This window comes from Arthrobacter sp. 'calajunan' (assembly GCF_046940185.1).
GTDB lineage: Bacteria > Actinomycetota > Actinomycetes > Actinomycetales > Micrococcaceae > Glutamicibacter > Glutamicibacter soli.
Genome location: NZ_JBKZDY010000001.1, coordinates 386,260 through 408,327, shown reverse-complemented (window position 1 = coordinate 408,327; position 22,068 = coordinate 386,260). Strand labels below are relative to the sequence as shown.

22 protein-coding genes are annotated in these 22,068 nt (G+C 56.1%); 3 read left to right on the top strand and 19 right to left on the bottom strand.

Going from position 1 to position 22,068, the window contains the following annotated elements:
• Positions 1 to 12: 12 nt before the first annotated feature.
• From RF641_RS01825 to coaD, 9 genes are all read right to left on the bottom strand, one after another.
• The gene (locus RF641_RS01825) at positions 13 to 474 is read right to left on the bottom strand and encodes an adenylyltransferase/cytidyltransferase family protein (RefSeq protein WP_320965184.1); all 462 of its coding nucleotides are present in this window, start codon (positions 472 to 474) and stop codon (positions 13 to 15) included.
• 63 nt (positions 475 to 537) lie between these two features.
• Positions 538 to 1,467, bottom strand: a complete 930-nt coding sequence (locus RF641_RS01820; RefSeq protein ID WP_424572332.1) for a glycosyltransferase family 2 protein — start codon at positions 1,465 to 1,467, stop codon at positions 538 to 540.
• Between the two features lie 2 nt (positions 1,468 to 1,469).
• A complete protein-coding gene (locus RF641_RS01815; protein ID WP_424572331.1) occupies positions 1,470 to 2,291 on the bottom strand; it encodes a CDP-alcohol phosphatidyltransferase family protein in 822 nt (273 codons plus the stop codon).
• Complete coding sequence (locus RF641_RS01810; protein ID WP_424572330.1) at positions 2,288 to 3,325, bottom strand: glycosyltransferase family 2 protein; 1,038 nt, start codon at positions 3,323 to 3,325, stop codon at positions 2,288 to 2,290. The genes RF641_RS01815 and RF641_RS01810 overlap by 4 nt, the downstream gene beginning before the upstream one ends.
• 6 nt (positions 3,326 to 3,331) lie before the next feature.
• Positions 3,332 to 4,219, bottom strand: a complete 888-nt coding sequence (locus RF641_RS01805; RefSeq protein ID WP_424572329.1) for an ABC transporter ATP-binding protein — start codon at positions 4,217 to 4,219, stop codon at positions 3,332 to 3,334.
• The gene (locus RF641_RS01800; RefSeq protein ID WP_424572328.1) at positions 4,209 to 5,057 is read right to left on the bottom strand and encodes an ABC transporter permease; all 849 of its coding nucleotides are present in this window, start codon (positions 5,055 to 5,057) and stop codon (positions 4,209 to 4,211) included. The genes RF641_RS01805 and RF641_RS01800 overlap by 11 nt, the downstream gene beginning before the upstream one ends.
• Before the next feature lie 131 nt (positions 5,058 to 5,188).
• On the bottom strand, positions 5,189 to 6,256 hold the full coding sequence (locus RF641_RS01795) for an LCP family protein (RefSeq protein WP_424572327.1): 1,068 nt from the start codon (positions 6,254 to 6,256) through the stop codon (positions 5,189 to 5,191).
• A 113-nt stretch (positions 6,257 to 6,369) separates the two neighbouring features.
• A complete protein-coding gene (gene galU / locus RF641_RS01790; RefSeq protein WP_424572326.1) occupies positions 6,370 to 7,272 on the bottom strand; it encodes a UTP--glucose-1-phosphate uridylyltransferase GalU in 903 nt (300 codons plus the stop codon).
• Between the two features lie 72 nt (positions 7,273 to 7,344).
• Entirely contained in the window at positions 7,345 to 7,815 is a 471-nt protein-coding gene (coaD, locus tag RF641_RS01785) for a pantetheine-phosphate adenylyltransferase (protein WP_424572325.1), read from the bottom strand.
• Between the two features lie 112 nt (positions 7,816 to 7,927).
• On the opposite strand from coaD, the gene RF641_RS01780 reads away from it, so the two are divergent.
• The gene (locus RF641_RS01780) at positions 7,928 to 9,136 is read left to right on the top strand and encodes an aminotransferase class I/II-fold pyridoxal phosphate-dependent enzyme (RefSeq protein ID WP_424572324.1); all 1,209 of its coding nucleotides are present in this window, start codon (positions 7,928 to 7,930) and stop codon (positions 9,134 to 9,136) included.
• On the top strand, positions 9,133 to 9,915 hold the full coding sequence (locus RF641_RS01775) for a spermidine synthase (protein WP_424572323.1): 783 nt from the start codon (positions 9,133 to 9,135) through the stop codon (positions 9,913 to 9,915). Before RF641_RS01780 ends, RF641_RS01775 begins: the two co-directional genes overlap by 4 nt.
• On the opposite strand, the gene rsmD is transcribed toward RF641_RS01775, so the two are convergent.
• The 4 genes from rsmD to RF641_RS01755 are packed head-to-tail and all read right to left on the bottom strand — an operon-like array spanning position 9,883 to position 14,717.
• On the bottom strand, positions 9,883 to 10,476 hold the full coding sequence (gene rsmD, locus RF641_RS01770; protein WP_424572322.1) for a 16S rRNA (guanine(966)-N(2))-methyltransferase RsmD: 594 nt from the start codon (positions 10,474 to 10,476) through the stop codon (positions 9,883 to 9,885). The genes RF641_RS01775 and rsmD overlap by 33 nt on opposite strands.
• A 19-nt stretch (positions 10,477 to 10,495) precedes the next feature.
• On the bottom strand, positions 10,496 to 12,685 hold the full coding sequence (locus RF641_RS01765; protein ID WP_424572321.1) for an ATP-dependent DNA helicase RecG: 2,190 nt from the start codon (positions 12,683 to 12,685) through the stop codon (positions 10,496 to 10,498).
• Entirely contained in the window at positions 12,675 to 13,643 is a 969-nt protein-coding gene (locus RF641_RS01760) for a DAK2 domain-containing protein (RefSeq protein ID WP_424572320.1), read from the bottom strand. The genes RF641_RS01765 and RF641_RS01760 overlap by 11 nt, the downstream gene beginning before the upstream one ends.
• 21 nt (positions 13,644 to 13,664) lie before the next feature.
• Positions 13,665 to 14,717 (bottom strand): LCP family protein, encoded by a 1,053-nt coding sequence (locus RF641_RS01755; protein ID WP_424572319.1) that lies wholly within the window; start codon positions 14,715 to 14,717, stop codon positions 13,665 to 13,667.
• A 135-nt stretch (positions 14,718 to 14,852) separates the two neighbouring features.
• On the opposite strand from RF641_RS01755, the gene RF641_RS01750 reads away from it, so the two are divergent.
• A complete protein-coding gene (locus RF641_RS01750; RefSeq protein WP_424572420.1) occupies positions 14,853 to 15,305 on the top strand; it encodes a DUF3515 domain-containing protein in 453 nt (150 codons plus the stop codon).
• Positions 15,306 to 15,414: 109 nt separating this feature from the next.
• On the opposite strand, the gene RF641_RS01745 is transcribed toward RF641_RS01750, so the two are convergent.
• The 6 genes from RF641_RS01745 to leuC all read right to left on the bottom strand — a co-directional run bounded on the left by RF641_RS01745 (position 15,415) and on the right by leuC (position 22,057).
• Positions 15,415 to 16,527: a D-alanine--D-alanine ligase family protein gene (locus RF641_RS01745; protein WP_424572318.1), complete on the bottom strand. Its 1,113-nt coding sequence runs from the start codon at positions 16,525 to 16,527 to the stop codon at positions 15,415 to 15,417.
• Positions 16,527 to 17,561, bottom strand: a complete 1,035-nt coding sequence (locus RF641_RS01740; protein WP_424572317.1) for an NAD(P)H-dependent glycerol-3-phosphate dehydrogenase — start codon at positions 17,559 to 17,561, stop codon at positions 16,527 to 16,529. Before RF641_RS01740 ends, RF641_RS01745 begins: the two co-directional genes overlap by 1 nt.
• 30 nt (positions 17,562 to 17,591) lie before the next feature.
• The gene (locus tag RF641_RS01735; protein ID WP_188947954.1) at positions 17,592 to 18,275 is read right to left on the bottom strand and encodes a lysophospholipid acyltransferase family protein; all 684 of its coding nucleotides are present in this window, start codon (positions 18,273 to 18,275) and stop codon (positions 17,592 to 17,594) included.
• Between the two features lie 94 nt (positions 18,276 to 18,369).
• Positions 18,370 to 19,689 carry a UDP-N-acetylglucosamine 1-carboxyvinyltransferase gene (gene murA / locus RF641_RS01730; RefSeq protein ID WP_424572316.1) on the bottom strand — a complete coding sequence of 440 codons (1,320 nt, stop codon included), beginning with the start codon at positions 19,687 to 19,689 and terminating at the stop codon, positions 18,370 to 18,372.
• A gap of 299 nt (positions 19,690 to 19,988) precedes the next feature.
• Entirely contained in the window at positions 19,989 to 20,594 is a 606-nt protein-coding gene (leuD, locus tag RF641_RS01725; RefSeq protein WP_424572315.1) for a 3-isopropylmalate dehydratase small subunit, read from the bottom strand.
• 14 nt (positions 20,595 to 20,608) lie between these two features.
• Complete coding sequence (gene leuC, locus RF641_RS01720; RefSeq protein ID WP_320965165.1) at positions 20,609 to 22,057, bottom strand: 3-isopropylmalate dehydratase large subunit; 1,449 nt, start codon at positions 22,055 to 22,057, stop codon at positions 20,609 to 20,611.
• Positions 22,058 to 22,068: the final 11 nt, after the last annotated feature.

Below are 22,068 nucleotides of genomic sequence, written 5' to 3'. Positions count from 1 at the left end.
CAAAAGGCGTTGCTAGCTCAGCTCCCTAACGATTTGGCTGAGCGTATCAAGCGTGTTCTTCAAAGATTCAACATGCCGTTCATCGAACTCGCTGAGCACTCGCTTCATCTCGGTAGTCGAGATTCCAGCAGTACGCGGAAGGTAAACTACTTCAACTTCGTCACCAAGATCGTCGAACTTGCCCTTCCAGTCTTCGCCGATACCGAAAACCTTCACATCATATTTTTTGATATCAAGTCGTTTCTGCTCCCAGTTTTCCTCTGGGATAGCAAGGTCGACATACTTGATTGACTCAACGATTTCACGTCGCTGTTCGAATGGAACAACCGGCTTCTTGCCCTTGATCGCGTTGAATTCGTCCGTTGAGACGCCAACGATCAGTCGGTCGCCTTTTTCCTTGAGACGCTTGAGGATATTCAGGTGGCCAATGTGAAAAAGATCGAAAGTTCCATAGGTTAGAACGGTTTTCGTCATACTTGCCTCCACGTCATGATAAAAGTGCATAGTGATCAACTGAACGGTAAGGACCGCGCCCGACTAAAGAACAGGCGGGCGCCCGGCCAGTGTCATTCGAAGGATGGTTCGCCAAGACAATTTCGGGCGAGGTTCCATATACCACGGACTGCTTTTCCAGCCAGCTTTCCAGCCGGAGAGGTATTGTTTCACGCCGTTTTTGTTTTTCCGCAATCTAAGGCATTCGACGAGCATCCATGCAACAGGATAAATCCATGTAAACGGAATCGGAAGATTCCTCCGAGCCAGCCACACGCGGTTGCGTGCGTTGAGCCGGTAGAACTCGTCATGCCTCCGCGGGTCCACTACCGGATGCCCGATCCTCATATCGCCGGCATACCAAACGTATGTGCCAGTGTCCCAAACGCGCCAGGCAAGCTCGATCCCTTCATGCGCATACCAAAATCCGCCGGCCCAGCCACCAGTTTGGTCAAACAAATTTCGTTTGGTCACCAAGCAGGTCTCGCCAACGTGAAAGACTTTACTTGGCTCTCTAGCCGTTCGTTTATTGAGGCGAGGAATCCATCTTGTCGGGTTCTTGTCCTCATGCTCGGGGTCCGTGATCCGGGGCTGCAACATTCCCATCTTCGGGTATTTTTCGAATTTGTGAACGGCGCTAATGAGAAAGTCAGTGTCCAAAAACCACGAATCGTCGTCCAGAAAACACAGATATTCCCCCGACACCTGAGCGACGCCGGCGTTTCGTCCGGCGGGGATACCCAAGTTTTGGGGCAAATGGTGTGTTTTGATGGGATGTGGAATTCCTGTCGGATCCCAACCATTTCCTACCACGACGGCGTCAATTGAGACGCGTTCTTGGGCAAGGAGCGACTTCAATGCACGGCGCAGTTCATCGGGACGATTGCCCATGGTGAGAACCACGACACCGATAGAGGGACGGTAGGCAGATGCCAACACGGAATCGTGTCCAGGTGCGTTGTTTGATGATTCCATATTTATGCCTTAAGCCTCGAAGAAGCCATATTGGAAAGAAAATGACCTGCATTGACCAGCACGCAGGCCGGCAACAAAATCCAGATCAACCACTTCTCCGCGACACCTAGGACGCCAAGCATTGCCGAGATGATAGAGCAAAAGAGAATAATCAGGCTGAGCTCAACTGCGTGCAAAAGTTTGTGGAATGGAAGGAACCGCGCGAGGGAGCGTAGCCGACCAATCAGGGTAGTTGTTGGGACGGCACGAGCAGCGGCGGTATCTGGTAGTTTTCCCAGGCCAGCCATCCCTCGTGCTGCGTGTACCATCAAGGACTGCGAACGGTTAAGTAGCAAAAGAACTGACAGACACGCAGCCATGAACAGGGTTGGCCATGCTTGACCTGCGCTGGTGGGATCGTCTGCGAGTTCATTGAACACGCGATACCCCAGGGCGATGGGAATCAGTGCTTCGGTAGTGTGATGCCCTACCATATCGATGAAGATACCTCGCGGAGACTGGGACGATCTCCATCGTGCTACCTCACCGTCCGAGCAATCGAAGTATAGCTGCACTTGAGACAACACCACGGCAAGGAGCGGTCCCCAGACACCGGGAATCAGCAGCGCCATAGACATGCACCACCCGGACAAGATCATCAAACCGGTCACGCCATTGGCACTGATCGGAGTTCTCACAAGCAAGGCTGTCAGATAGATGGAAATATGTCGTAGGTAAAGCTCTGCTGTCCAGTGCTCGGCGTTTTTCCTTGATCGAACTTCGGGCGGTTGGCAAACCTCGCGCAACTGATCCAGGGTTGGGTTTTCCGGACGCTTCTCATTCATTTGACTCGACCCTTGTCCAAGGTACCGGAGGCACCCACTACACGGCCTTTGATGTAGCCGGCTGCCCATGGCAGGTGAATCATTGGAAATGCCAGAGCCGTCAACAGTTTTTCCTTGAAGCTGCTAGCTTTGCTCGTCAAGCCGGCCGCCAAACAAACACCAGAATAGACAACGGGGGCAGCTTGGCACAGTGACATGGCTATCGTCGTCCACTTGGAATGTGATTTCTTCATGAACGGTTTAGCTGCAGTGCAGGCGACCCCCATTGTGACGCCTACAAGCAATATCGGTGGTAAATCGTGCCGGAGAGATTTTCCCTCGGGGAATCGACGCGCAATTTCTCCCCGCCATGTCCCCGAAGCAAATGACTGGCTGACAAGCGGACGGAAATTGTCTCGCGGATAGTACCCGACTTTAAGCTCTGGATCGAACCAGACCTTGTGACCCGCTTGGCGGATGCGCATGCAAAGCTCCCAATCTTGGGCGCGCCACATTTCCTCGTTAAAATAGCCAACTTCATCGAAAACTTCACGCCGGAAGATTCCTAGGTAGGCCGATTCGGCCGGTCCCTCTGGTGCACCCGAATGGTACGCGGGACCTCCAAAACCGAACTTGGAATGATAGGCTGCGGCGATTCCTCGTTGAATCGGAGTGCGGCCTTTCGCGTCCATGAGACCGCCTACATCATGTGCTCCGACTCGGAGCAATGTCTCAATGCCGCGTTGGGTGTACCTGCTGGGAATTTCGCTGTGAGCATCAACGCGGATAATAATGGGATGTGATGACGCACGGATAGCCAAATTTAGTGCTATGGGAGTTCGACCCAACGGATTTTCAACGAGCTTAATACGACTATCTGATTTTGCGAGTCGTTCTGCAACCCGGTTGGTGTCATCGGTGCTGGGACCCAGAGCTAGAACGAGTTCCTTGTCGCCTTGATACTCTTGAGCGAGGATCGAGGTCACTGCGTCTTCAAGGTATCCTGCTTCATTGAGTACTGGCATTACATACGAGACACCTGGATTTTCCGTCATGTACACCTATTTCTTGGCTTTCTGAAACTTCTGGTATTCCTTGGTAACTGAATCGGTGTCGCCATCCATCATTTGGACACCCTTTTCAATCCAAATGCACCGGTCGCAGGTTTCCTTAATGGACTTCATGGAATGGGAGACGTTGAAAATCGTGCCGGCACCGTCTCGAATGTCCCGGATTTTCGCTTCACTTCGTTTTCGGAACTTTGCATCGCCTACGGCCAAGGCTTCGTCGATGATCAAAATATCGTGTTTCTTCGAAGCAGCAATAGCAAATTTAAGGCGTGCTGCCATTCCTGAAGAGTACGTACGCATGGGTAAATCGATAAACTCTTCAAGCTCGGCGAACTTGACGATTTCCTCGCGCATGGCTTCAACTTGTTGCCGGTCGTAACCCAACGCAAGTCCGCCCAATGTGATGTTCTTGTCTCCTGAAAGATCAGGTATCAACGCGGCGCCTACACCCAATAGGCTTGGACGCGAACGTGCGTAGACTGCGCCATCACTCGGCGGCGTCAACCCGGTGATTGCACGAAGCAGCGTTGATTTGCCCGATCCATTAGAACCAATCACGCCAATTGATTCGTTTTCGTACGCAACAAACGTGATGCCCTTCAACGCATGGACAGTGCGTACACCTTTCATTTTCGGCTGTAACAAACGTCTGGCGCCTGCATTGCCGACAGCTTTGCCACTTGAGTAAACCTCGTACTTTACATGAAGATTGTCCACGATAACGACTGGCTGGCGAGCTTCATCTATTAGGATGTTTGATGGACGCGTAGCCGCAGGGTCGACAATCTCGATGAACGAGGTGTCGTCGGAAAATATCGGGGCAGGTTCATAATCCGGATGAAGTCCAGGATTAATCAGATCGTCGAAACTAATTGGCACGACCGTAGCGCTCCTCTGCCTTCCAGAAGTAGATGAGGCCGAAAACTAATGTCACGACTGCCCATCCCGAGATCACGTACCAAGCCCACCAATCGTATTCCGCATGATTCATGATCAAGCCACGAGCGAGTTGGAGGGTCTGGTAGATCGGGTGAACATCAAAGATAGCAATCATCCACGGCCAGTGAGAAAGTAGGCGTTCAGCACTAAACAGCACGCCAGAGGTGTAAAAAAGCACTCGACCGATCAACGGAAGAATCTGCGTGAAGTCGCGTACGTGAACCGTAATCCTGGCACAAATTAGTGCAACGCCCATGTTGAATACAGTGAAGATCAGAATAATTGGAATAATCCCGAACCAGGTCCATTTTGGAGTCGTACCGAGAATCATTGAATAGATAAACATGACAACAACCATTGGCATAAGGGTCAGAAGGTTCTGGGTAACCTGCGCGACCGGCAATGCTAATCGCGGGAAAGGAAGCGACTGCACGAGCGCAGTGTTGCCAGTGATGGATTTTGCACCACCGTTCATCGAGGTAGTGAAGAACTCGAAAAGAAATACGCCGATCACCACGAATACAGGGAAGTCAACGCCTCGCGCGCCTCCCTGCAAGATCCCGAAAATGAAACCATACATGAGTGCATTGAAGGTGGGCTTGAGTACGATCCACACCATACCAAGACGATTGCGTTGGTTCTGTGACTGGACACGGGCCTTGGCAAGTTCATAGATGAACTCCCGCCGCTGCCATGTCTGCTTCAGATAATTGGCCAATGATGGGCGCGCACCAACTCGGTGCAAGCCATATTTCTCGGCCTCCTCTGCAACTGTCATGCTTTTCCCTCTTGTCTCATCCGTTTTGATGCTCTTACGTACAAGCACAGATGTTCAAATTCTAGTTGATTTCGACCGGCCCTACAGGCTCATTCGATCGCGCCCGGTGTAGTTCATGACACACCGGACAATCATTCTTCTGGCGGGTGTTCATTGAAGTATTGATCCATTGAGTCAGTCTTCAATGCATGACTTATCTGTTCGATTGCGCGTTCACTGGGAAGTTCCACTGATTGTCCATCAGCGCTAATGGAGCTGCCCGCAGTCGGCATGGTAAACATGGCCAGATTTCTTGTGTCAACCTTTTTCAGTTGAAGACCCAATCCGACCATAGTCGCAGCGTCGAAACCACTGTCAAAGCTCAAATACGGCGAGACCTTATCGACAATCTCGTATAGCTTTCCAGGATTGGCCAGTGTATCGGATGAAAGCATCTGGCCAGCGGCTGCTGAAATGAATTTCCGTTGATTCGCGACCCTTTGGTAGTCGCCATTGGCAAACGACTTACGTTCTCGGACGAACCGCAAAGCCCGGTCGCCTTCGAGCACGATTTCTCCTGCAGGGTAGAAATAGTCTGTGTTGTGCGCGGTAAATGGAATGTCATTGTCGACCTTTACACCCCCCAGAGCAGTAGATAACTCTTTGAAGCCATCAAAATCAATCATCGCCACATGATCAACTTTGGTGTCAAGCATGCCCTCCAAGGTCTGAATCAGCAACGGCACCCCTCCGAAAGACACAGCGGCATTAAGTTTGTTCTTGCCGTGCCCCGGAATCTCGACATACATGTCGCGAACCGTAGACATGATGTAAATTTGCGAACGGTCTTCAGGAATATGAACCAACATCATGGAATCGCTACGTTGGCTCACCGGCCCATCTAACGCCGCAGATTGTCCGGAGTCATCGTCAGCGTGGTCGACTCCTATGAGCAAAATGTTCATCGAACCGTCGTCGGGATCCTTTACAGGGCGAGCCTGTTCCTGTTCGGGAGTAAAATTCAGTGCAACTGTGTTCGACTTAGAATTAAAGGCATGCTGAAGGTTGAACAGGTAGTAGCCGGCCGCTAAGACGGCAACTACAACTACACTTATAACAGCGAGCAAAATCGCACGCACTCTTTTTTTCTTTCGACGTGCTGCCCCAAACTGTGCACTACGTGATTCAAAAACAGCTTGACTTGGTTCCTTTGAATTCATTCCTACCCCACCGGGAGACAACTAATGAAGCCAACGGACGCCCTAGTGACTTCGTGCAATCAGAAAGACTACCCAAGATAAATGTGTTTATCCTGAGTAGCCTTCAGATTAGGTTAGTCGTCAAGATCTGCGACGAAGTCCTTCAGCCATGATTTAAGTCCCGGTCCGAGATCCTCATGATCCACGGCCAAAGTGATATTCGCCTGAAGATAGCTAAGCTTGTCACCCGTGTCGTAGCGTCGGCCACGGAAGACCACTGCGTGCACACCAGCTCCATCGCCTTCAGCTGCTGCAAGCTCCTGAAGCGCATCGGTCAGCTGAATTTCGTTTCCACGACCTGGTGCAGTGTGTTCCAACACCTCGAAAACCCGAGGATGAAGTAGGTATCGTCCGATGACAGCAAGATTGCTAGGAGCGTCTTCAACGGCGGGCTTTTCTACGAGTCCCAGAACCTTAACAAAGTCGCCTCCTTCGACGGCGACAACATTGGCGCAACCGTATGCGCTGATCTGCTCCGGTTCAACTTCCATCAATGCGATCACGGAACCGCCGGTTTTTAGCTGGACAGCCGCCATAACAGAGAGCAGCTCGTCACGCTCATCGATGAGATCATCGCCGAGCAAGACGGCGAACGGTTCATGACCAACATGTTTCTTGGCGCAGAGGACCGCATGCCCCAATCCTCTAGGATCTCCTTGGCGCACATAGTGTATATCCCCAAGGCGGGTAGCTTCGCGAATTGCCTCTAGCTTTTCGTCGTCACCCTTAGCTTCAAGCGAGCCTTCAAGCGAGGGCACTCGGTCAAAGTGGTCCTCAAGTGCCCTCTTGTTACGGCCTGTGATCATCAAGAGATCAGTAAATCCGGCCTTCACCGCTTCTGCGACAACATATTGTATTGCCGGTTTGTCAACCACCGGCAGCATTTCTTTAGGCATTGCCTTCGTGGCTGGTAGGAACCGTGTGCCCAGACCCGCCGCAGGAATTACAGCCTTCGTGATTGAAGAAGCGTTAGTCATTTGTTCCTTATACCCATCCATTAGAATCTAAGACAATGTAATCATGTCATCCACCATCGAAGCGTGATTGACTTACTTCTTTTGCAGACGCTTCATCACAGCTCTAGGAAAATACTCAGCGACATCTCCACCCAGGGTCTGTACTTCCTTCAGAAGCGACGACGACAAATGGGTGAATCGCGTATCGGCCTGGAGGAATACAGTTTCAACACCGGTCAAGTGGCGGTTCATGGTTGCCATCGGAATTTCGTATGCGTAGTCAACAGTGCTTCGCAGGCCCTTGACGATGGCTTCCGCACCCTGTTCCTTGCAGAAATCAGCCAACAAGCCCTGACCCATGGGAAGAGCCGAGACACCGCGGAGACCGCCGACCGTCTCCTCGACGATGGCGACTCGCTCATCTTCGCTGAATCGGTAATTTTTTGAATAGTTCGTCGATACCGCGACGATCACTTCATCAAACAGGCTGGCGGCTCGAGCAATAATTTCGACATGACCATTGTGAATCGGGTCAAAGGATCCTGGGCAAACGGCTCTACGCATACGTTGAATGTATCAAGAAGTGCCGGCCAAAACGTGAATTGCGGATAAACCCAAGTAACGAAGTGACGTTTCGAATGCTCGACCGCACATGTCCCCCGTCCATAATGGGTTTATGAGCAATGATTTCACCCCTTGGCAACGAACAGCGCACGGCGCGAACCTCTTGGATCCGGCTGGCACGCCACGGGTGACGATCTTTGAAGAAATCACAGGTCTTGCCAACAAGCACAATGCATTGAATCTGGGACAGGGTTTTCCCGATACAGAAGGACCCGAAGAAATTCGCCAAATCGCACTAAAATCGATTGCTGAAGGTGCAAATCAGTACGCACCCGGTTCAGGGATACCAGTCCTCCGCCGCGCCATTGCCTCCCATCAAAAACGGTTCTACGACCTCGAGCTGGACCCAGAAACCCAGGTAGTCGTCACCACAGGCGCCACCGAGGCCATCGCCGCTGCAATCCTCGCTTTCGTTCAGCCCGGGGACGAGGTTGTCACATTCGAGCCTTACTACGACTCGTATGCGGCCATGATCGGGCTGGCGAACGCAAAACACAACGTGGTCCAGTTGCTGCTACCGGATTTCCAACCAGACCTGGCCAAGCTCCGCGCAACGGTCACTGACAATACCCGGATGATAATTCTCAACAATCCGCACAATCCAACTGGATCCGTATTTGGGGAAGATGTGCTCAATGAGATCATTGCACTGGCTCATCAGCATGATTGCATTATTCTTTCCGATGAGGTGTACGAGCACCTGACATTCGGAGTAGCCCATCTTCCCGTCGCCACCCTGCCAGGTGGATTCGAACGGACGATTACCATCTCGTCGGCGGGCAAGTCCTTCTCGTTTACCGGATGGAAGGTCGGCTGGGCGACCGGCTCTGAAAAACTGATCACCGCCGTCAGAACGGTCAAGCAGTTTCTCACCTACTCGTCGGGACCGGCATTTCAACCAGCAGTGGCACATGCGCTGGATCTTCCAGACGAATTCTTCGCCCAGTTTGCCGGCTCGCTCGGGCACACCTGTGGTCTTCTTGCCGACAGCTTGGAACAATCGGGCATTCCCGTCTTCCGCCCCCGCGGAACATACTTTCTCGTCGCCGACATTAGCCAGCTGGGCTATCAAGACGCGACTGAGCTCGCTCGACTGCTCCCCGAGCGGCTAGGAGTAGCGGCAATACCAATGTCAGTTTTTGTGCATCCGGAAAATAGGCAGGCTTACTCATCTCTCTTGCGCTTCGCATTCTGCAAGAAGGAAGACGTGATCTTGGAAGCGGCTCGACGCCTGAGCCGACTGCCGGAGCTGGCCCGATGACCACTTTAAGCCAGAAGCGCTGGCTTGGGTTTGTCCAAGCGCATGCAAACATTTATGACGATGACCTCGTACCCGGAGCGAAGATCCTGGCTATCGGCGGCGCCGAACAATCCCATGTGAACCTCGCCCATCCGGAGGAGGTTTTCTATGAGTACCTCGCCAGGATTGCGAACCATCTCAAGGTACTGCGAGGACCCGACGAACCTCTGAGGATGCTTCACCTAGGGGCGGGGGCGCTCACCCTTGTCCGTTGGGCTAGTGTCGTCTTTCCGAAGAGCACACACGTGGCAGTCGACATCGAGCGGGAACTACTTGATTTCGTAATAACGCAACTCCCTCTGCCGAAAAACTGCTCTCTTGATACCATCGTCGCCGATGCCCGCGATGTCCTGCACAACCAGCTGGACGGCCGGACATTCGATGTCATCATTGTCGATATTTTCAGCGGCCCCGAGGCACCCGAGCATCTGACGGTACCCGAGTACTATTCGGAGCTGTACACGGCGCTTGACGACCAGGGGCTGTTGTTCGTCAATATTGGCGACGATCCGCCCCTGGCATTCACGGACCGGCAGGTAGCGGCCGCCCGACAAAACTTCGACTTTGTCATGCTGAGCTCCTCGCCGGAAATGTTTACCAGGCGATACCCGGGCAACTTGATCCTGACTGCCGCCAAACACCGCTTGGACGATTCAAGCATCAACCAATGCCAAGCCTCGGGACCTTTTCCCTCGGAAATCAAGCACTCACTCGGGCTGGACAGGTTCGGCAAACCATAGGTGCGTCTCGCCGTATTTCTTGTCGGCGAACGGCTGCAGGCTAACGGGCCAAAGAGGGCGCGGAGACCGGCTGGATCGCTCCACGATGACTGTCGCATCGTCAGCAAGCACGCGGGAAACCTTCAGCAGCGTGGTTTCGAGTTCCGCGTCGGTCAATGGATACGGAGGATCCAAAAAGACCACGTCGAATGTCCTGCGAGGCATCCGAGTTGATTCGTCAAAGTAGCCGTCAAGAATCGAGTCGGCTGATCCGCGCTGGACGGAAGCAATGTCACTCTTCAGGGTTTTGTTGATCATCGCAGCATTCTGCTGGCACACCGCAACCGCCTTGGGAGCTTTTTCGACGAGAGTCACTTGACGCGCTCCCCTGCTTGCAGCTTCCAGCCCCAAAGCCCCGGAGCCGGCGAAAAGGTCCAGCACCCGAGCGCCTTGGAGAATATCCCAACTCTCCAGCCGCGAGAAGAGTGCTTCTTTGACCCTGTCCGTGGTTGGTCGCGTAGCGTCGCCGGGAACGGACTTCAGCGGGTTGCCGCCGGCCGCGCCGGCAATGATTCGGCTCATTGATTCTTGCCGCTTTCACTTAGTTCTTGTTGAGGAATTCACGGGTGGATTCATCGACCCAGTTCTTGGTGGTCGCCAGCAATACGGGGTACTTCTCCTGCCATGCCGGCATCGCCATAAGCGCCCTGACATCATCCCGTGCCTTTTCAATCAATGCCCGGTCCTTGATGATGCTCAGCTCGCGAAGCGCCGATTGGCTTCCCGATTGCTGGACGCCCAGGATATTTCCTTCCTTGCGCTCCGCCAGGTCGGCCTCCGCCAGTTCGAAACCGTCCAGGGTTGATTCGATGACGCGCAGGCGATTGACCGACGGATGATCTGCATCCAGCCATGTTGAGAGCAGGCACGTGCCGGGAAGGCCGCCACGACCCACACGTCCGCGCAGCTGATGCAGCTGGGAAATTCCGAAGCGTTCGGCGTCCATGATCACCATCAACGTTGCGTTGTGGACGTCCACACCAACCTCGATGACCGTCGTGGAGACCAGTACATCGATGTCCCCCGCCGCGAAGTCATCCATGATTCCCTGCTTGTCGTTGGAGTCCAGCTGAGAATGCAGTCCCTGCACCCTGATCGACTCGAAGTCGGGCAATCCACCGAGCAGTTCCAGCATCTTCTCAACGCTCATCGACTGTCCGGAAGTGTCCTCGTAGGTCGCCAGCAATACGCCTTGCTCACCGGCTGAATCGCTGATGCGCGGGCAGACAACATAGACTTGGTGGCCTTTTGCCACTTCTTCGCTGATACGCGTGTACAGGCGGTTCCTGTAGCCGGAAAGCTGCATCGGAACGATGTGGGTCGAGATCGGTGCCCTGCCGATGGGAAGGTGCTTGATTGTCGAGGTGTCCAGATCGCCGAAGACCGTCATCGCAACGGTGCGTGGAATCGGCGTGGCGGTCATAACTAGCGTGTGGGGCACCGAGTCGTTGGCCTTGGCCCGCAAGGCATCACGCTGCTCAACACCGAAACGGTGCTGCTCGTCGATGACGACCAACCCGAGTTCTGCAAACCTTACCTGCTCCCCCAGCAGTGCGTGGGTGCCGACAATCAGACCGGTTTCGCCGCTGGCGATGCCCAGCAGCGCTTCGCGACGTTGGGCGGTTTTCGCCGAGCCCGTCAGCAGCGCGACACCGGTTCCTTCACCTTCATTGAACAGGCCGGGGTCGGCCAATGCTCCCAGCATCTTGGTTATGGAGGCATAGTGCTGGGCTGCCAGGACTTCGGTGGGCGCCAGCAACGCTGCCTGCCCACCGGCATCGATCACCTGAAGGATGGCCCGGAGCGCGACAACGGTTTTGCCCGAGCCGACCTCGCCCTGCAGCAAACGGTGCATCGGATGGTTCAGCTCCAGATCCTGGCTGATCTCGCGTCCTACCTGCTGCTGGTCATTGGTGAGAATGAAAGGCAGCTGGGCATCAAACTTGTCGGCAAGCCCGCCGCTACGACGCGGCCGGGCGACGGAGTGCTGGGTGCCGATTTGGCGGTTTCGTTCAGCAAGCGAAAGCTGGAGCAGAAATGCCTCTTCGAAGGCGAAGCGCTGGCGGGCAACGTATGCATGCTTCAACTCGCGCGGGGCATGCCGGTTGGCGTAGGCCTGGTGCCGAATCGGATAATGATGGGCGTCCAATAGCTCCTGCGGGAGGAATTCCGGCAGATTCTCCTGCGTCATCTGCTCCAGCAGGTGAGCCATCAGGTCGCGGATCTTCTTGTTCGGCATCTTGGCCGACGCTGGATAAATCGGTATGGGGCGTGGATCTGCTTGGGAGGCCTCGTCGAGCACGGCGTAATCCGGCTGGTTCAGTTGCAGATGGTTCTGGTACCAACCGACTTTGCCGCTGAACATGGCAATCGTTCCGACGAGCAGATCCGAGCGTGCTTGATATCCGTTGAAGAAAGTCATCTTCAGCTGCTGGCCGGCATCGCCTAGTTCATCGCTGACGGTGACCTCGAAGATAAATCCCTTGCGCGAGTGCATCTGGCGCTGGCTAACGTTGACGACTTGCGCCACCACCGTGACGTGTTCATCGAAGGGAAGCTCCGCAATTGGGGTCAATTCCCCTACCTCGACGTACCGCCGAGGAAAATGGCGGAGGAACTCCCCTACCGTGCCGTAGCCGAACGCTTTCTCCAAAGCCGTTGCATTCTTGGGTCCTAGAACTTGGGAAAGCGGCGAGTTCTCAAAATCCTGCATCCTTGTTTCAGCCGTCATGGATGCAAAGATCGGTCACACTGATGTTTACCGGGTTACCCTGTTTTCGAATGAGCTCCAAGGCCGCTTCGGAATCCGTTACATGCACGTGCACCCGCCACCGGTAGGTGTCTTCTCCAAGCTGGTTCACCGGGGACATGATCACCGAATCACCCAAGGCATCCAGCTGGCCGCGAAGTGTTGCCGCGCCCAGGGCATCCAGCGCTACCGTGCACATGACTTCCACACCCTCGATTTCCTCGAAATCGAAATGCACATGCGGATCTTGAACGCTGTAACCGTGGAATCCCTCGTAATCGTCGAAATCCGTGTGTTCGTTTCGGATGGCGGCGCAAAGCTCGTCAACAATCACCAGCATGCCGATTGCTCCAGCGTCGACAACACCTGCTTTGACCAGGCTAGGCAGGGTGCTTTCTGTGCCTTTGACAGCTAGTCTGGCAGCTTGCGTCATCTGCGTCAGCAAGGTGTCTAGCGCGGCACGGCTGTCCTTGTCGACTTTCAGATGCATCAGCGTGGAAGCGGCTGCCAAGGCCAGCGCGTTGATCACTGAAAGCATGGTTCCTTCCACTGGCTCGCTCAGTGCGGACCAGGAACGGACCTTCGCCCGTTCAAGTCCCAGTGCCAGCAATGGTGCTGTCAGCCGTTCCTGCCCCTGCCATGGCTCGCTGAGGCCGCTGAGGAAGACAGCCAGCAATGTTCCCGAGTTGCCGCGGGCGGACTCCATGGCGGCGCGCGCGGCAATTTCTAGGAATCCACCAATGTCGTCACTTTCCAACTTGCTGACGGCATCATGGCCGGCACGTGCGGTCAGGTAGAGGTTGCTTCCCGTATCACCGTCGGCAACCGGAAAGACATTGATAGCGTTGAGGCGATCCGAATGATTCCCCAGGCTCTTGACACTGCGCGCCAGCCAATGGCGGATAGCGCGAACCGAAGTATCGAGTTTCTGGGTGGTCATAAAGAGTGGTTCCTTCAATGGTTACTGAGACAAGTCAGTAGAAGCTACAAATTCGTCTACCGTATCGTTTTGGAGTGCTTCTCCAAACTTGTTAATCGTATCCATATCCGGGATGACAATCGACTGTCCGTCGGCCGATCGTCCAGGTCCCTTGTTTGGGAGGGTGAAGAATTCCATATCGCTTGTTCCGATATTTCTCATGGAAGAAGCGATATCAACGACCTTTGCCGCGTCCAAGGTCTCATCAACTGCAATAAACGGCGAAAACTCACTGACGATATTCTGAACCTTCAAGGGGTTCGTCAGGGTATCTTTGGACAGGATCTGACCAAGCAATGCCTTAACGTACAGCTGCTGGTTTTTCACGCGCTGATAATCGCTGCCGGGGAATGACTTTCGTTCACGAACAAATGCCAGAGCCTGTTCTCCATCCAAAGTCTGTCTACCCTCGGGGAAGTACATGCCATTGACAATGGACTGGCGGAATGCCCGGGGGTTATTGATGGTAACTCCGCCAACAGCATCTGTCAGCCCCTTGAACCCTTCAAAATCTACGGACGCAACGTGATCGATGCGTACTCTGAAAAGGCCTTCCAACGTTTCAACTGCCTTCGGTACTCCCCCGTTGGCGAAAGCGCGGTTAATCTTTGCCTCACCGATCCCGGGGAGATCCAACCATGTATCGCGCATGATTGACGTCACGTAGACCGCGGAGCGATCGGTCGGAATATGAACCAACATCATGGTGTCGGATCGCCCTCCGTTGGGCAATGTACCGAATTCTTCGCTTCCGCCGTCCAACTCTTCGTCACGTTCGGCACGGGTATCACTACCGAGAAGCAGGATATTCAGCGCGTCTTCGGACTCCTTCTTTACCTCTGGCCGCGATTCCTCCGCTGGAAATGCGTTTTCAAGCTTCTGGCTATTGTCATTGAACGTCCGGCCAAGGTTCCATACGTATCCACCAGCTACCAACGCAGCGATGACAACTAGCGAAAGCACGCTGAGAAGTACAATCCGTCCTGTGCGCTTCTTTTTTGTACGCGGTCGTGTCACTGGCTCTTCGACTGACATATGCTACCTTTCACAGAATCAACTCAATACATCTTATCTTTCAGATTCGCACGGTACGCTTACAACGTGTCCAAAATCAGTTTGAACCCGGAACCGTCACCAAAACTTAATCGAAAATTTGGTCGAACCACGGTATTGATCGCCTTATTCGCTGTTGTCGGGCCCGGTCTGGCCGCTTGCGAATCTGTTGCATCCGTTGATGCTGCTCCTGACGCCGCCAACCCCTTGTGCGCCGAAATGATGGTCGTGCTGCCCGAAGTCATCGGAGACGCCGAGCGCCGTCCCACCTCGTCTCAAGCCACCTCAGCGTGGGGAGACCCGTCCCAGGTGGTCTTGCGCTGCGGTGTCGAAGTACCGGGACCGACCACCGACCCCTGCGTATCAGTCAATGACGTCGACTGGATCGCCCACGACGGTGCGGACGGCATCTGGACGCTGACCACCTATGGTCGCACTCCCGCAACTGAAATCATCATGGATCCGCAGGTCATCCCCTCAAGCACGGTTCTAGCCACGCTGTCTGATGCAGCCTCCCGGATTCCCGCAGAAAAACAGTGCGTCAGCATCCAAAAGGACGAGAAACTCTAGGTGCCGGTCGAGGCACCCAAGCTGCGGTCTCAAAGAGCATAAGTAAATGCGTCTTGCATCAATTCATCGGTAGGTGAGTTGAAGCAAGACGCATTTCAGCTACTGCCCTTTAGCGCAATCCGACCTTGCGTTCGCTGGCCAGCGCGATCAGTTCGTCGATCAGTTCACGATAGTTGATGCCGGTTTTAGCCCACATTTGCGGGTACATGCTCGATGGCGTGAAACCTGGCATCGTGTTGATTTCGTTGATAATCCACTCGCCTTCGGGAGTGTAGAAAAAATCAACCCGAGACAGGCCCTCGGCGTCAATGGCGTCAAAGGCCTTGACCGCAAGGTCCCGGATCTGCTTGGTCGCTTCCTCGCTGAGCTGGGCGGGGCAGCTCAATTTCGCTGCGGCACCGTCAACGTACTTCGCCTCGAAGTCATAGAACGTGTGGCCATTGTCGGCCACCGAAATCTCTCCAGGCAGTGACGCGCGTGACGGGGTCGAACCGCGGCCTTCAAGGACACCGCACTCGATCTCTCGACCAACGATTCCCTGCTCCACGATGACCTTGGGGTCTTCACGGCGTGCAACCTCGATGGCGTCCCTCAGTTCCGAAGGAACATCGACCTTGGTGATGCCAACCGACGAACCAGCTCGGGCTGGCTTGACGAACAGCGGGTATTCAAGCCCTTCGCAACGCTGGAGCGCCGACTCGCTGTCTCGCAGCCACTGCTTGTTGGTAATGACTTCGTAGGGGCCGACCTTGAACCCGGCGCTTTCGAAGACCACCTTCATGAAGTGCTTGTCCATGCCCATGGCGCTCGCGGCAATACCGGAACCCACATAGGAGACACCAGCCATTTCAAGCATGCCCTGGATCGAACCGTCCTCGCCGAACGGCCCGTGGAGCAGCGGGAAGACCACGTCGATTTCGCCAAGCTCGGAAATGGCCGACTGGGACAGGGACATCAACGAGGTTTTGTTCGGATCCGTCGAGAGCTGCACCGGGTTGTCGACATCGGAGATCTCCGGCAAGGAGCCAGTGTTAAGCGCCCAGTCCTGTGGACCTTCGGTCAAGAGCGTCCATTCACCCTGACGTGTAATGCCCACTGGCACGACATCGAAACGTTCCCTGTCGATCGCGTGCATCACGCCGGCCGCGGTGACACACGAGACCGAGTGCTCGGATGACCGGCCACCGAACAGGAGCAGGACCCGAGGTTTGCGTTCAGTCATTACTGCAATTCTCCTTCAGACTTCAATTCGCGAGCCAGCAGGCGCCGCGCCATGTTCTCGACGCTGAGCGTGCCTTCGAGCACCATCACGACGGCCTCGGTAATGGGCATGTCGACGCCGTGCGTACGGGAAAGGTCGAATACCGCTCGTGCCGACTTGATGCCCTCGGCTGTTTGCGACATCCGGTCGTTGACCTCATCGAGGAACAGGCCCTGTCCCAGAAGGCGTCCGGCGGTGTTGTTCCGCGAAAGCGAGGACGAGCAGGTGGCCACCAAGTCGCCCAAGCCCGAGAGGCCTGCCAACGTGTCCAGGCGGCCGCCCAATGCCAAGACCAGGCGAGTCGTTTCCGCGAGGCCGCGGGTGATGACGGTGGATTTGGTGTTATCCCCCATGCCCATGCCGTCGCACATGCCAACGGCCAACGCGATAATGTTCTTCACGATGCCGCCGAGCTCCACGCCCAGTACGTCATCGTTGGTGTACGGGCGGAAATAGGGAGCCGAGCACAGCTGCGCTATCCAGTTGGCGGTCGCTTCATCCGAGCAGGCGACAACGGATGCCGTAGGTTGCTCGCGAGCGATTTCCATGGCCAGGTTCGGTCCGGACAGCACCGCAATACGTTCTGCGGGCAGTTCCGCGACGTCGGCGATCACTTGGCTCATACGCAGATCCGTGCCGCGCTCCAATCCCTTCATCAAGGACAAAACTACTGCCTCCGGCTCGATGAGGTTCTTGAAACTCTCCAGTTCTGCACGTAGCGACTGGGATGGGATCGCCAGCACCACCAGATCCGCCCCGGCGAGGACTTCCTGGCGGTCGGATGAAGCGGTGATGTTCTGCGGAAGCTTCGTATCGCGCAGGTACCTGGAATTGGTATGGCGCTCATTAAGCTCACGCGCGGCATCGTCCCGGCGAGCCCAAATTTGAACCATGATGCCGTTCTCGGCCACGGCATCGGCCATCACCTTCGCGAAAGTGGTTCCCCAACTTCCGGCACCCATGACGGCGATCTTGCGTGGTAAAGGCTTGGTCACGATTCTTCTTTCGACGTTGCTGACGCGTTCTTACTTGTCAGGGTTCTCAAAGCTTCGGCCGGTCCGGGCTTGGCCATGCTCGCTGGGATCCCATGGCTTGCTCGGCGGTGTCTCACCGCGGATTTCTGCCTGGAGTTCGGTGATCGATGCCATGATGCGTTCTGTCGCTTCTTCCAGCACCTTGCGGGTACGCGGCCCGTTGCGCAAGTCGTCGAGGTCTACCGGTTGGCCAACCGATACCGTCACGTGTTTGCGCGGAAATAGGTACATCTTCTTGGAGTAGCGAGGCAGCAGCTCCTGGTCGCCCCAGTGCGCCATGGGGATCACCGGCGCACCGGTCTGCAGCGCCAGACGGGCAGCACCCGTGCGGCCGACCATTGGCCACAAGTTCGGGTCGCGAGTCAGGGTGCCTTCGGGGTAGATCACTACGACTCCCCCGGCGTCCAAGACTTTTTTGGAAGCCTTCAGCGAATCGCCGGCGCCCGCGGCGCTGCGCGCCACCGGGATCTGTCCGGTTTCGCGAAGGATCCACCCGAGCACCGGCGGCTTGAACAGCGATTCCTTCGCCATCCAGCGCGGCAGGCGGCCGTGGCTGTACACAGCATGGCCGACCACCAGCGGATCGATTTCGGTCAAATGATTCGGGCAGAGGATGTACCCACCCTGCGGGAGATTCTCGAAGCCTTTCCACGTTTTCCCCATCAGGGAGTTCATCAAGGGACGAACGATATTTCCCAGGACATTGAAAATACGCTTGGTTCGCGGGCTTTCGCCGGGAGCCTGGATTTTAACCACGGGCCGGTATCCTCTATTCGCTCAGTTCAACATTGGCGCCAAGCGCGGTGAGCTTGTCCATGAAGTGCTCGTATCCCCGGTTGATCAGCTCAATGCCGGTGACCTTGCTGGTTCCCTCGGCAGCCAAGGCCGCGATCAGGTGGGAGAAGCCTCCGCGCAGGTCCGGGACGTCGATTTCCGCGCCGACCAGCTTGGCCGGTCCGACAACCACGGCGGAGTGCTTGAAATTGCGGTGACCGAAGCGGCATGGGGTGGATCCGAGGCAATCGGTGTGGACCTGGACGGTGGCACCCATGCGAACCAGTGCGTCGGTGAAGCCGAAGCGATTTTCATACACGGTCTCATGGATTACCGAAACGCCGTTGGCCTGAGTCAGTGCGACCACCAGGGGCTGCTGCCAGTCGGTCATGAAGCCAGGGTGGACATCCGTCTCAAGGATCAACGGGTTCAGGTCGCCGCCCGGGTGGTAGAAGCGGATGCCGTTGGCCTTGACCTCGAACTCGCCGCCAATCTGGCGGTAGACATGGAGAAAAGCAGTCAGGTCGCGCTGCTGGGCATCCTGGACGAAGATATCGCCCTTGGTCACCAGCGCTGCGGAAGCCCACGAGGCGGCCTCGTTGCGGTCAGGCAGCGCGGTGTGCTCGTAACCGTTGAGCTTGTCGACCCCCTGGATGCGGATCACGCGGTCGCGGTGCACGGAAATGATGGCGCCCATTTTCTGCAACAGCGAGATCAGATCCAAGATTTCGGGCTCGATGGCGGCATTGCTGACCTCGGTGACACCCTTGGCGCGAACGGCAGAGAGTAGCACCTGCTCGGTGGTGCCGACGCTCGGGTACTTCAAATGGAGCTTTGCGCCCTTGAGGCCCAGCGGTGCGGAGATGCGGATACCGTCGGTGGCCTTGTCCACGACCGCGCCGAATTCGCGCAGTACTTCGAGATGGAAATCAATGGGACGGTCGCCGATACGGCATCCGCCGAGGTCCGGGATGAATGCCTCACCCAGCGAGTGGATCAGCGGGCCGCAGAAAAGAATCGGGATGCGCGAATCGCCGGCGTGGGCATCGATTGCCTGGTTGGAGGCCGACTTAGCCTGGCTCGGGTCCATGGTGAGGTCGCCGGTTTCCGGATCCTGCTCGACCTTGACCCCGTGGATCTCCAGCAGGCTGCGAACGACGGTAACATCCTTGATCTCTGGCACATTGCGGAGCACCGAAGGCGTATCGCCTAGCAGCGCCGCCACCATGGCCTTGGGAACCAGGTTCTTAGCTCCGCCGACTCGTACGGTGCCCACTAGTGGCACACCGCCATGGATCGTCAGGATCTTACCCATGTATGAAATACCTCATCGCGTAGTCGTTATTGCCTGCTCCAGCCTGCGGGCCGTGAACTAGCAGGACTAAGTAAGCATACCGCCTAAGACAGCATGCAATGGGACCGATAGTCGCGTGGCGTGGGTATTGTGAGGATGCTTTCAGCCTTTGAATTCAAGGAATACACCGGAGGAACATCCAAACATGAAACGGCCCGTTCGCATTCAGCACAATGCATTGAACTGAATGCGAACGGGCCGTCCGGGAACCATGGCAGAGCGTCAAGATTAGCTTGATGCCGCACCCAAGATGCTGCCGTTTAGTCGGCGAATCGTGCTGGAAGCGTCTTCGGCTTATGCGAAGGCCGTGCAGCCTCGAATTCGGTGATGTCCTCTTCATGCTGGAGGGTCAGGCCGATGTCATCCAGGCCTTCCATCAAGCGCCACCGCGTGTAGTCGTCAATCTGGAATCGCGCGGAAATGGATCCGCACTGTACCGTGCGGGATTCCAGGTCAACCGTAATCTGGGTGCCCGGGTTGTTCTCCAGCTCCTTCCAGATCAATTCGATATCGCTCTGGGCGACCTCGGCGGCTACCAGCCCCTGCTTCCCGGAGTTGCCACGGAAGATATCCGCGAAACGAGCCGAAATGACTGCCTTGAACCCGTAATCCTTCAGCGCCCAGACTGCATGCTCACGAGACGAACCGGTGCCGAAGTCGGGGCCGGCCACGAGAACCGAGCCTTCGTTGAATGGCTCCTGGTTCAGGATGAAGTTCTCATCGCGGCGCCACCCGGCGAACAAGGCATCCTCGAACCCAGTGCGGGTGATGCGCTTGAGATAGACGGCAGGGATGATCTGGTCAGTGTCGACGTTGCTCTGACGCAGTGGTACACCGATTCCGGTGTGGCTAACAATCTTTTCCATGACGGTGATCCTTCCTAGACCGCTACCGAGGTATTGACGAGGTCGCTGGGCGAAGACAGCGTGCCGCGGATTGCCGTTGCTGCAGCCACCAACGGCGAAACGAGGTGGGTGCGTCCGCCCTTGCCCTGACGTCCTTCGAAGTTTCGATTCGAGGTCGAGGCGCAACGCTCCCCTTCGGAGAGCTGGTCCGGGTTCATGCCAAGGCACATGGAGCAGCCGGCGAAACGCCATTCGGCGCCGAAGTCCTTGAAGATCTGGTCCAGACCCTCGGCTTCGGCTTCCAAGCGGACGCGCGCCGAGCCGGGAACCACGATCATGCGGACATCCGGGTCCTTTTCCTTGCCCTTGATCACAGCGGCGGCTGCGCGCAGGTCCTCCATGCGGGAGTTGGTGCACGAACCAAGGAACACGGTATCAACGCGGATTTCCTTCATCGGGGTACCACCGGTCAGGCCCATGTACTCGAGTGCGCGTTCGCAGGCCTTGCGGTCGTTTTCATCTTCGAAGTCTTCAGGAGTCGGCACCGAGGCGGAGAGCGACACACCCTGGCCCGGGTTGGTACCCCACGTCACGAATGGTTCCAGTTCGTCAGCATCCAGGAAGACCTCTGCATCGAACTGGGCCCCCTCGTCCGAATGCAGCTGTTTCCATTCCTCGACGGCCGCGTCCCAGTCCTCGCCCTGAGGGGCGTGTGGACGTCCGTTGACATAGTCGAAGGTGGTCTGGTCCGGAGCGATCATGCCGGCTCGGGCGCCTGCTTCGATCGACATGTTGCAAATGGTCATGCGTGCGTCCATGGACAGGGCCCGGATGGCGGAACCGCGGTATTCCAGGACATACCCCTGCCCTCCGCCGGTGCCGATCTTGGCGATGACGGCGAGGATGATGTCCTTGGCGGTCACACCCGGCTTCAAGGTTCCCTCGACGTTGATTGCCATGGTCTTGAACGGCTTCAGACTCAATGACTGGGTCGCCATCACGTGCTCGACCTCGGAGGTGCCGATGCCGAAGGCCAGGGCCCCGAAGGCTCCATGGGTGGAGGTGTGGGAGTCGCCGCAAACCACGGTCATTCCCGGCTGGGTCAGGCCAAGCTGCGGGCCGACCACGTGGACGATGCCCTGCTCCTTGTCGCCCAGTGAATGCAAGCGCACACCGAACTCCTTGCAGTTCTCCCGCAAGGTGTTGATCTGGGTCCGGCTCGTCAGGTCCGCGATCGGCTTGTCGATATCAAGCGTTGGCGTGTTGTGATCTTCCGTGGCGATGGTCTGATCTGGCCGGCGCAGTTGGCGCCCGGCCAGGCGCAGTCCTTCGAATGCCTGCGGAGAGGTCACCTCGTGCAGCAAGTGCAGATCGATGTAAATAAGATCCGGCTGGCGGGCTTCGCCTTCGCCGGTTCCACGGCGCACAACATGCGCATTCCAGACCTTCTCGGCCAGTGTCTGTGGCGACTGCGTGGCAGACATGCGACACACTC

Bases quoted from the DNA above. Each gene is read 5' to 3' on its own strand.
- RF641_RS01825 (WP_320965184.1), bottom strand. From the start codon at position 474: ATGACGAAAACCGTTCTAACCTATGGAACTTTCGATCTTTTTCACATT.
- RF641_RS01820 (WP_424572332.1), bottom strand. From the start codon at position 1,467: ATGGAATCATCAAACAACGCACCTGGACACGATTCCGTGTTGGCATCT.
- RF641_RS01815 (WP_424572331.1), bottom strand. From the start codon at position 2,291: ATGAATGAGAAGCGTCCGGAAAACCCAACCCTGGATCAGTTGCGCGAG.
- RF641_RS01810 (WP_424572330.1), bottom strand. From the start codon at position 3,325: ATGACGGAAAATCCAGGTGTCTCGTATGTAATGCCAGTACTCAATGAA.
- RF641_RS01800 (WP_424572328.1), bottom strand. From the start codon at position 5,057: ATGACAGTTGCAGAGGAGGCCGAGAAATATGGCTTGCACCGAGTTGGT.
- RF641_RS01795 (WP_424572327.1), bottom strand. From the start codon at position 6,256: ATGAATTCAAAGGAACCAAGTCAAGCTGTTTTTGAATCACGTAGTGCA.
- galU (WP_424572326.1), bottom strand. From the start codon at position 7,272: ATGACTAACGCTTCTTCAATCACGAAGGCTGTAATTCCTGCGGCGGGT.
- coaD (WP_424572325.1), bottom strand. From the start codon at position 7,815: ATGCGTAGAGCCGTTTGCCCAGGATCCTTTGACCCGATTCACAATGGT.
- RF641_RS01780 (WP_424572324.1), top strand. From the start codon at position 7,928: ATGAGCAATGATTTCACCCCTTGGCAACGAACAGCGCACGGCGCGAAC.
- RF641_RS01775 (WP_424572323.1), top strand. From the start codon at position 9,133: ATGACCACTTTAAGCCAGAAGCGCTGGCTTGGGTTTGTCCAAGCGCAT.
- rsmD (WP_424572322.1), bottom strand. From the start codon at position 10,476: ATGAGCCGAATCATTGCCGGCGCGGCCGGCGGCAACCCGCTGAAGTCC.
- RF641_RS01765 (WP_424572321.1), bottom strand. From the start codon at position 12,685: ATGACGGCTGAAACAAGGATGCAGGATTTTGAGAACTCGCCGCTTTCC.
- RF641_RS01760 (WP_424572320.1), bottom strand. From the start codon at position 13,643: ATGACCACCCAGAAACTCGATACTTCGGTTCGCGCTATCCGCCATTGG.
- RF641_RS01755 (WP_424572319.1), bottom strand. From the start codon at position 14,717: ATGTCAGTCGAAGAGCCAGTGACACGACCGCGTACAAAAAAGAAGCGC.
- RF641_RS01745 (WP_424572318.1), bottom strand. From the start codon at position 16,527: ATGACTGAACGCAAACCTCGGGTCCTGCTCCTGTTCGGTGGCCGGTCA.
- RF641_RS01735 (WP_188947954.1), bottom strand. From the start codon at position 18,275: ATGAACTCCCTGATGGGGAAAACGTGGAAAGGCTTCGAGAATCTCCCG.
- murA (WP_424572316.1), bottom strand. From the start codon at position 19,689: ATGGGTAAGATCCTGACGATCCATGGCGGTGTGCCACTAGTGGGCACC.
- leuD (WP_424572315.1), bottom strand. From the start codon at position 20,594: ATGGAAAAGATTGTTAGCCACACCGGAATCGGTGTACCACTGCGTCAG.
- leuC (WP_320965165.1), bottom strand. From the start codon at position 22,057: ATGTCTGCCACGCAGTCGCCACAGACACTGGCCGAGAAGGTCTGGAAT.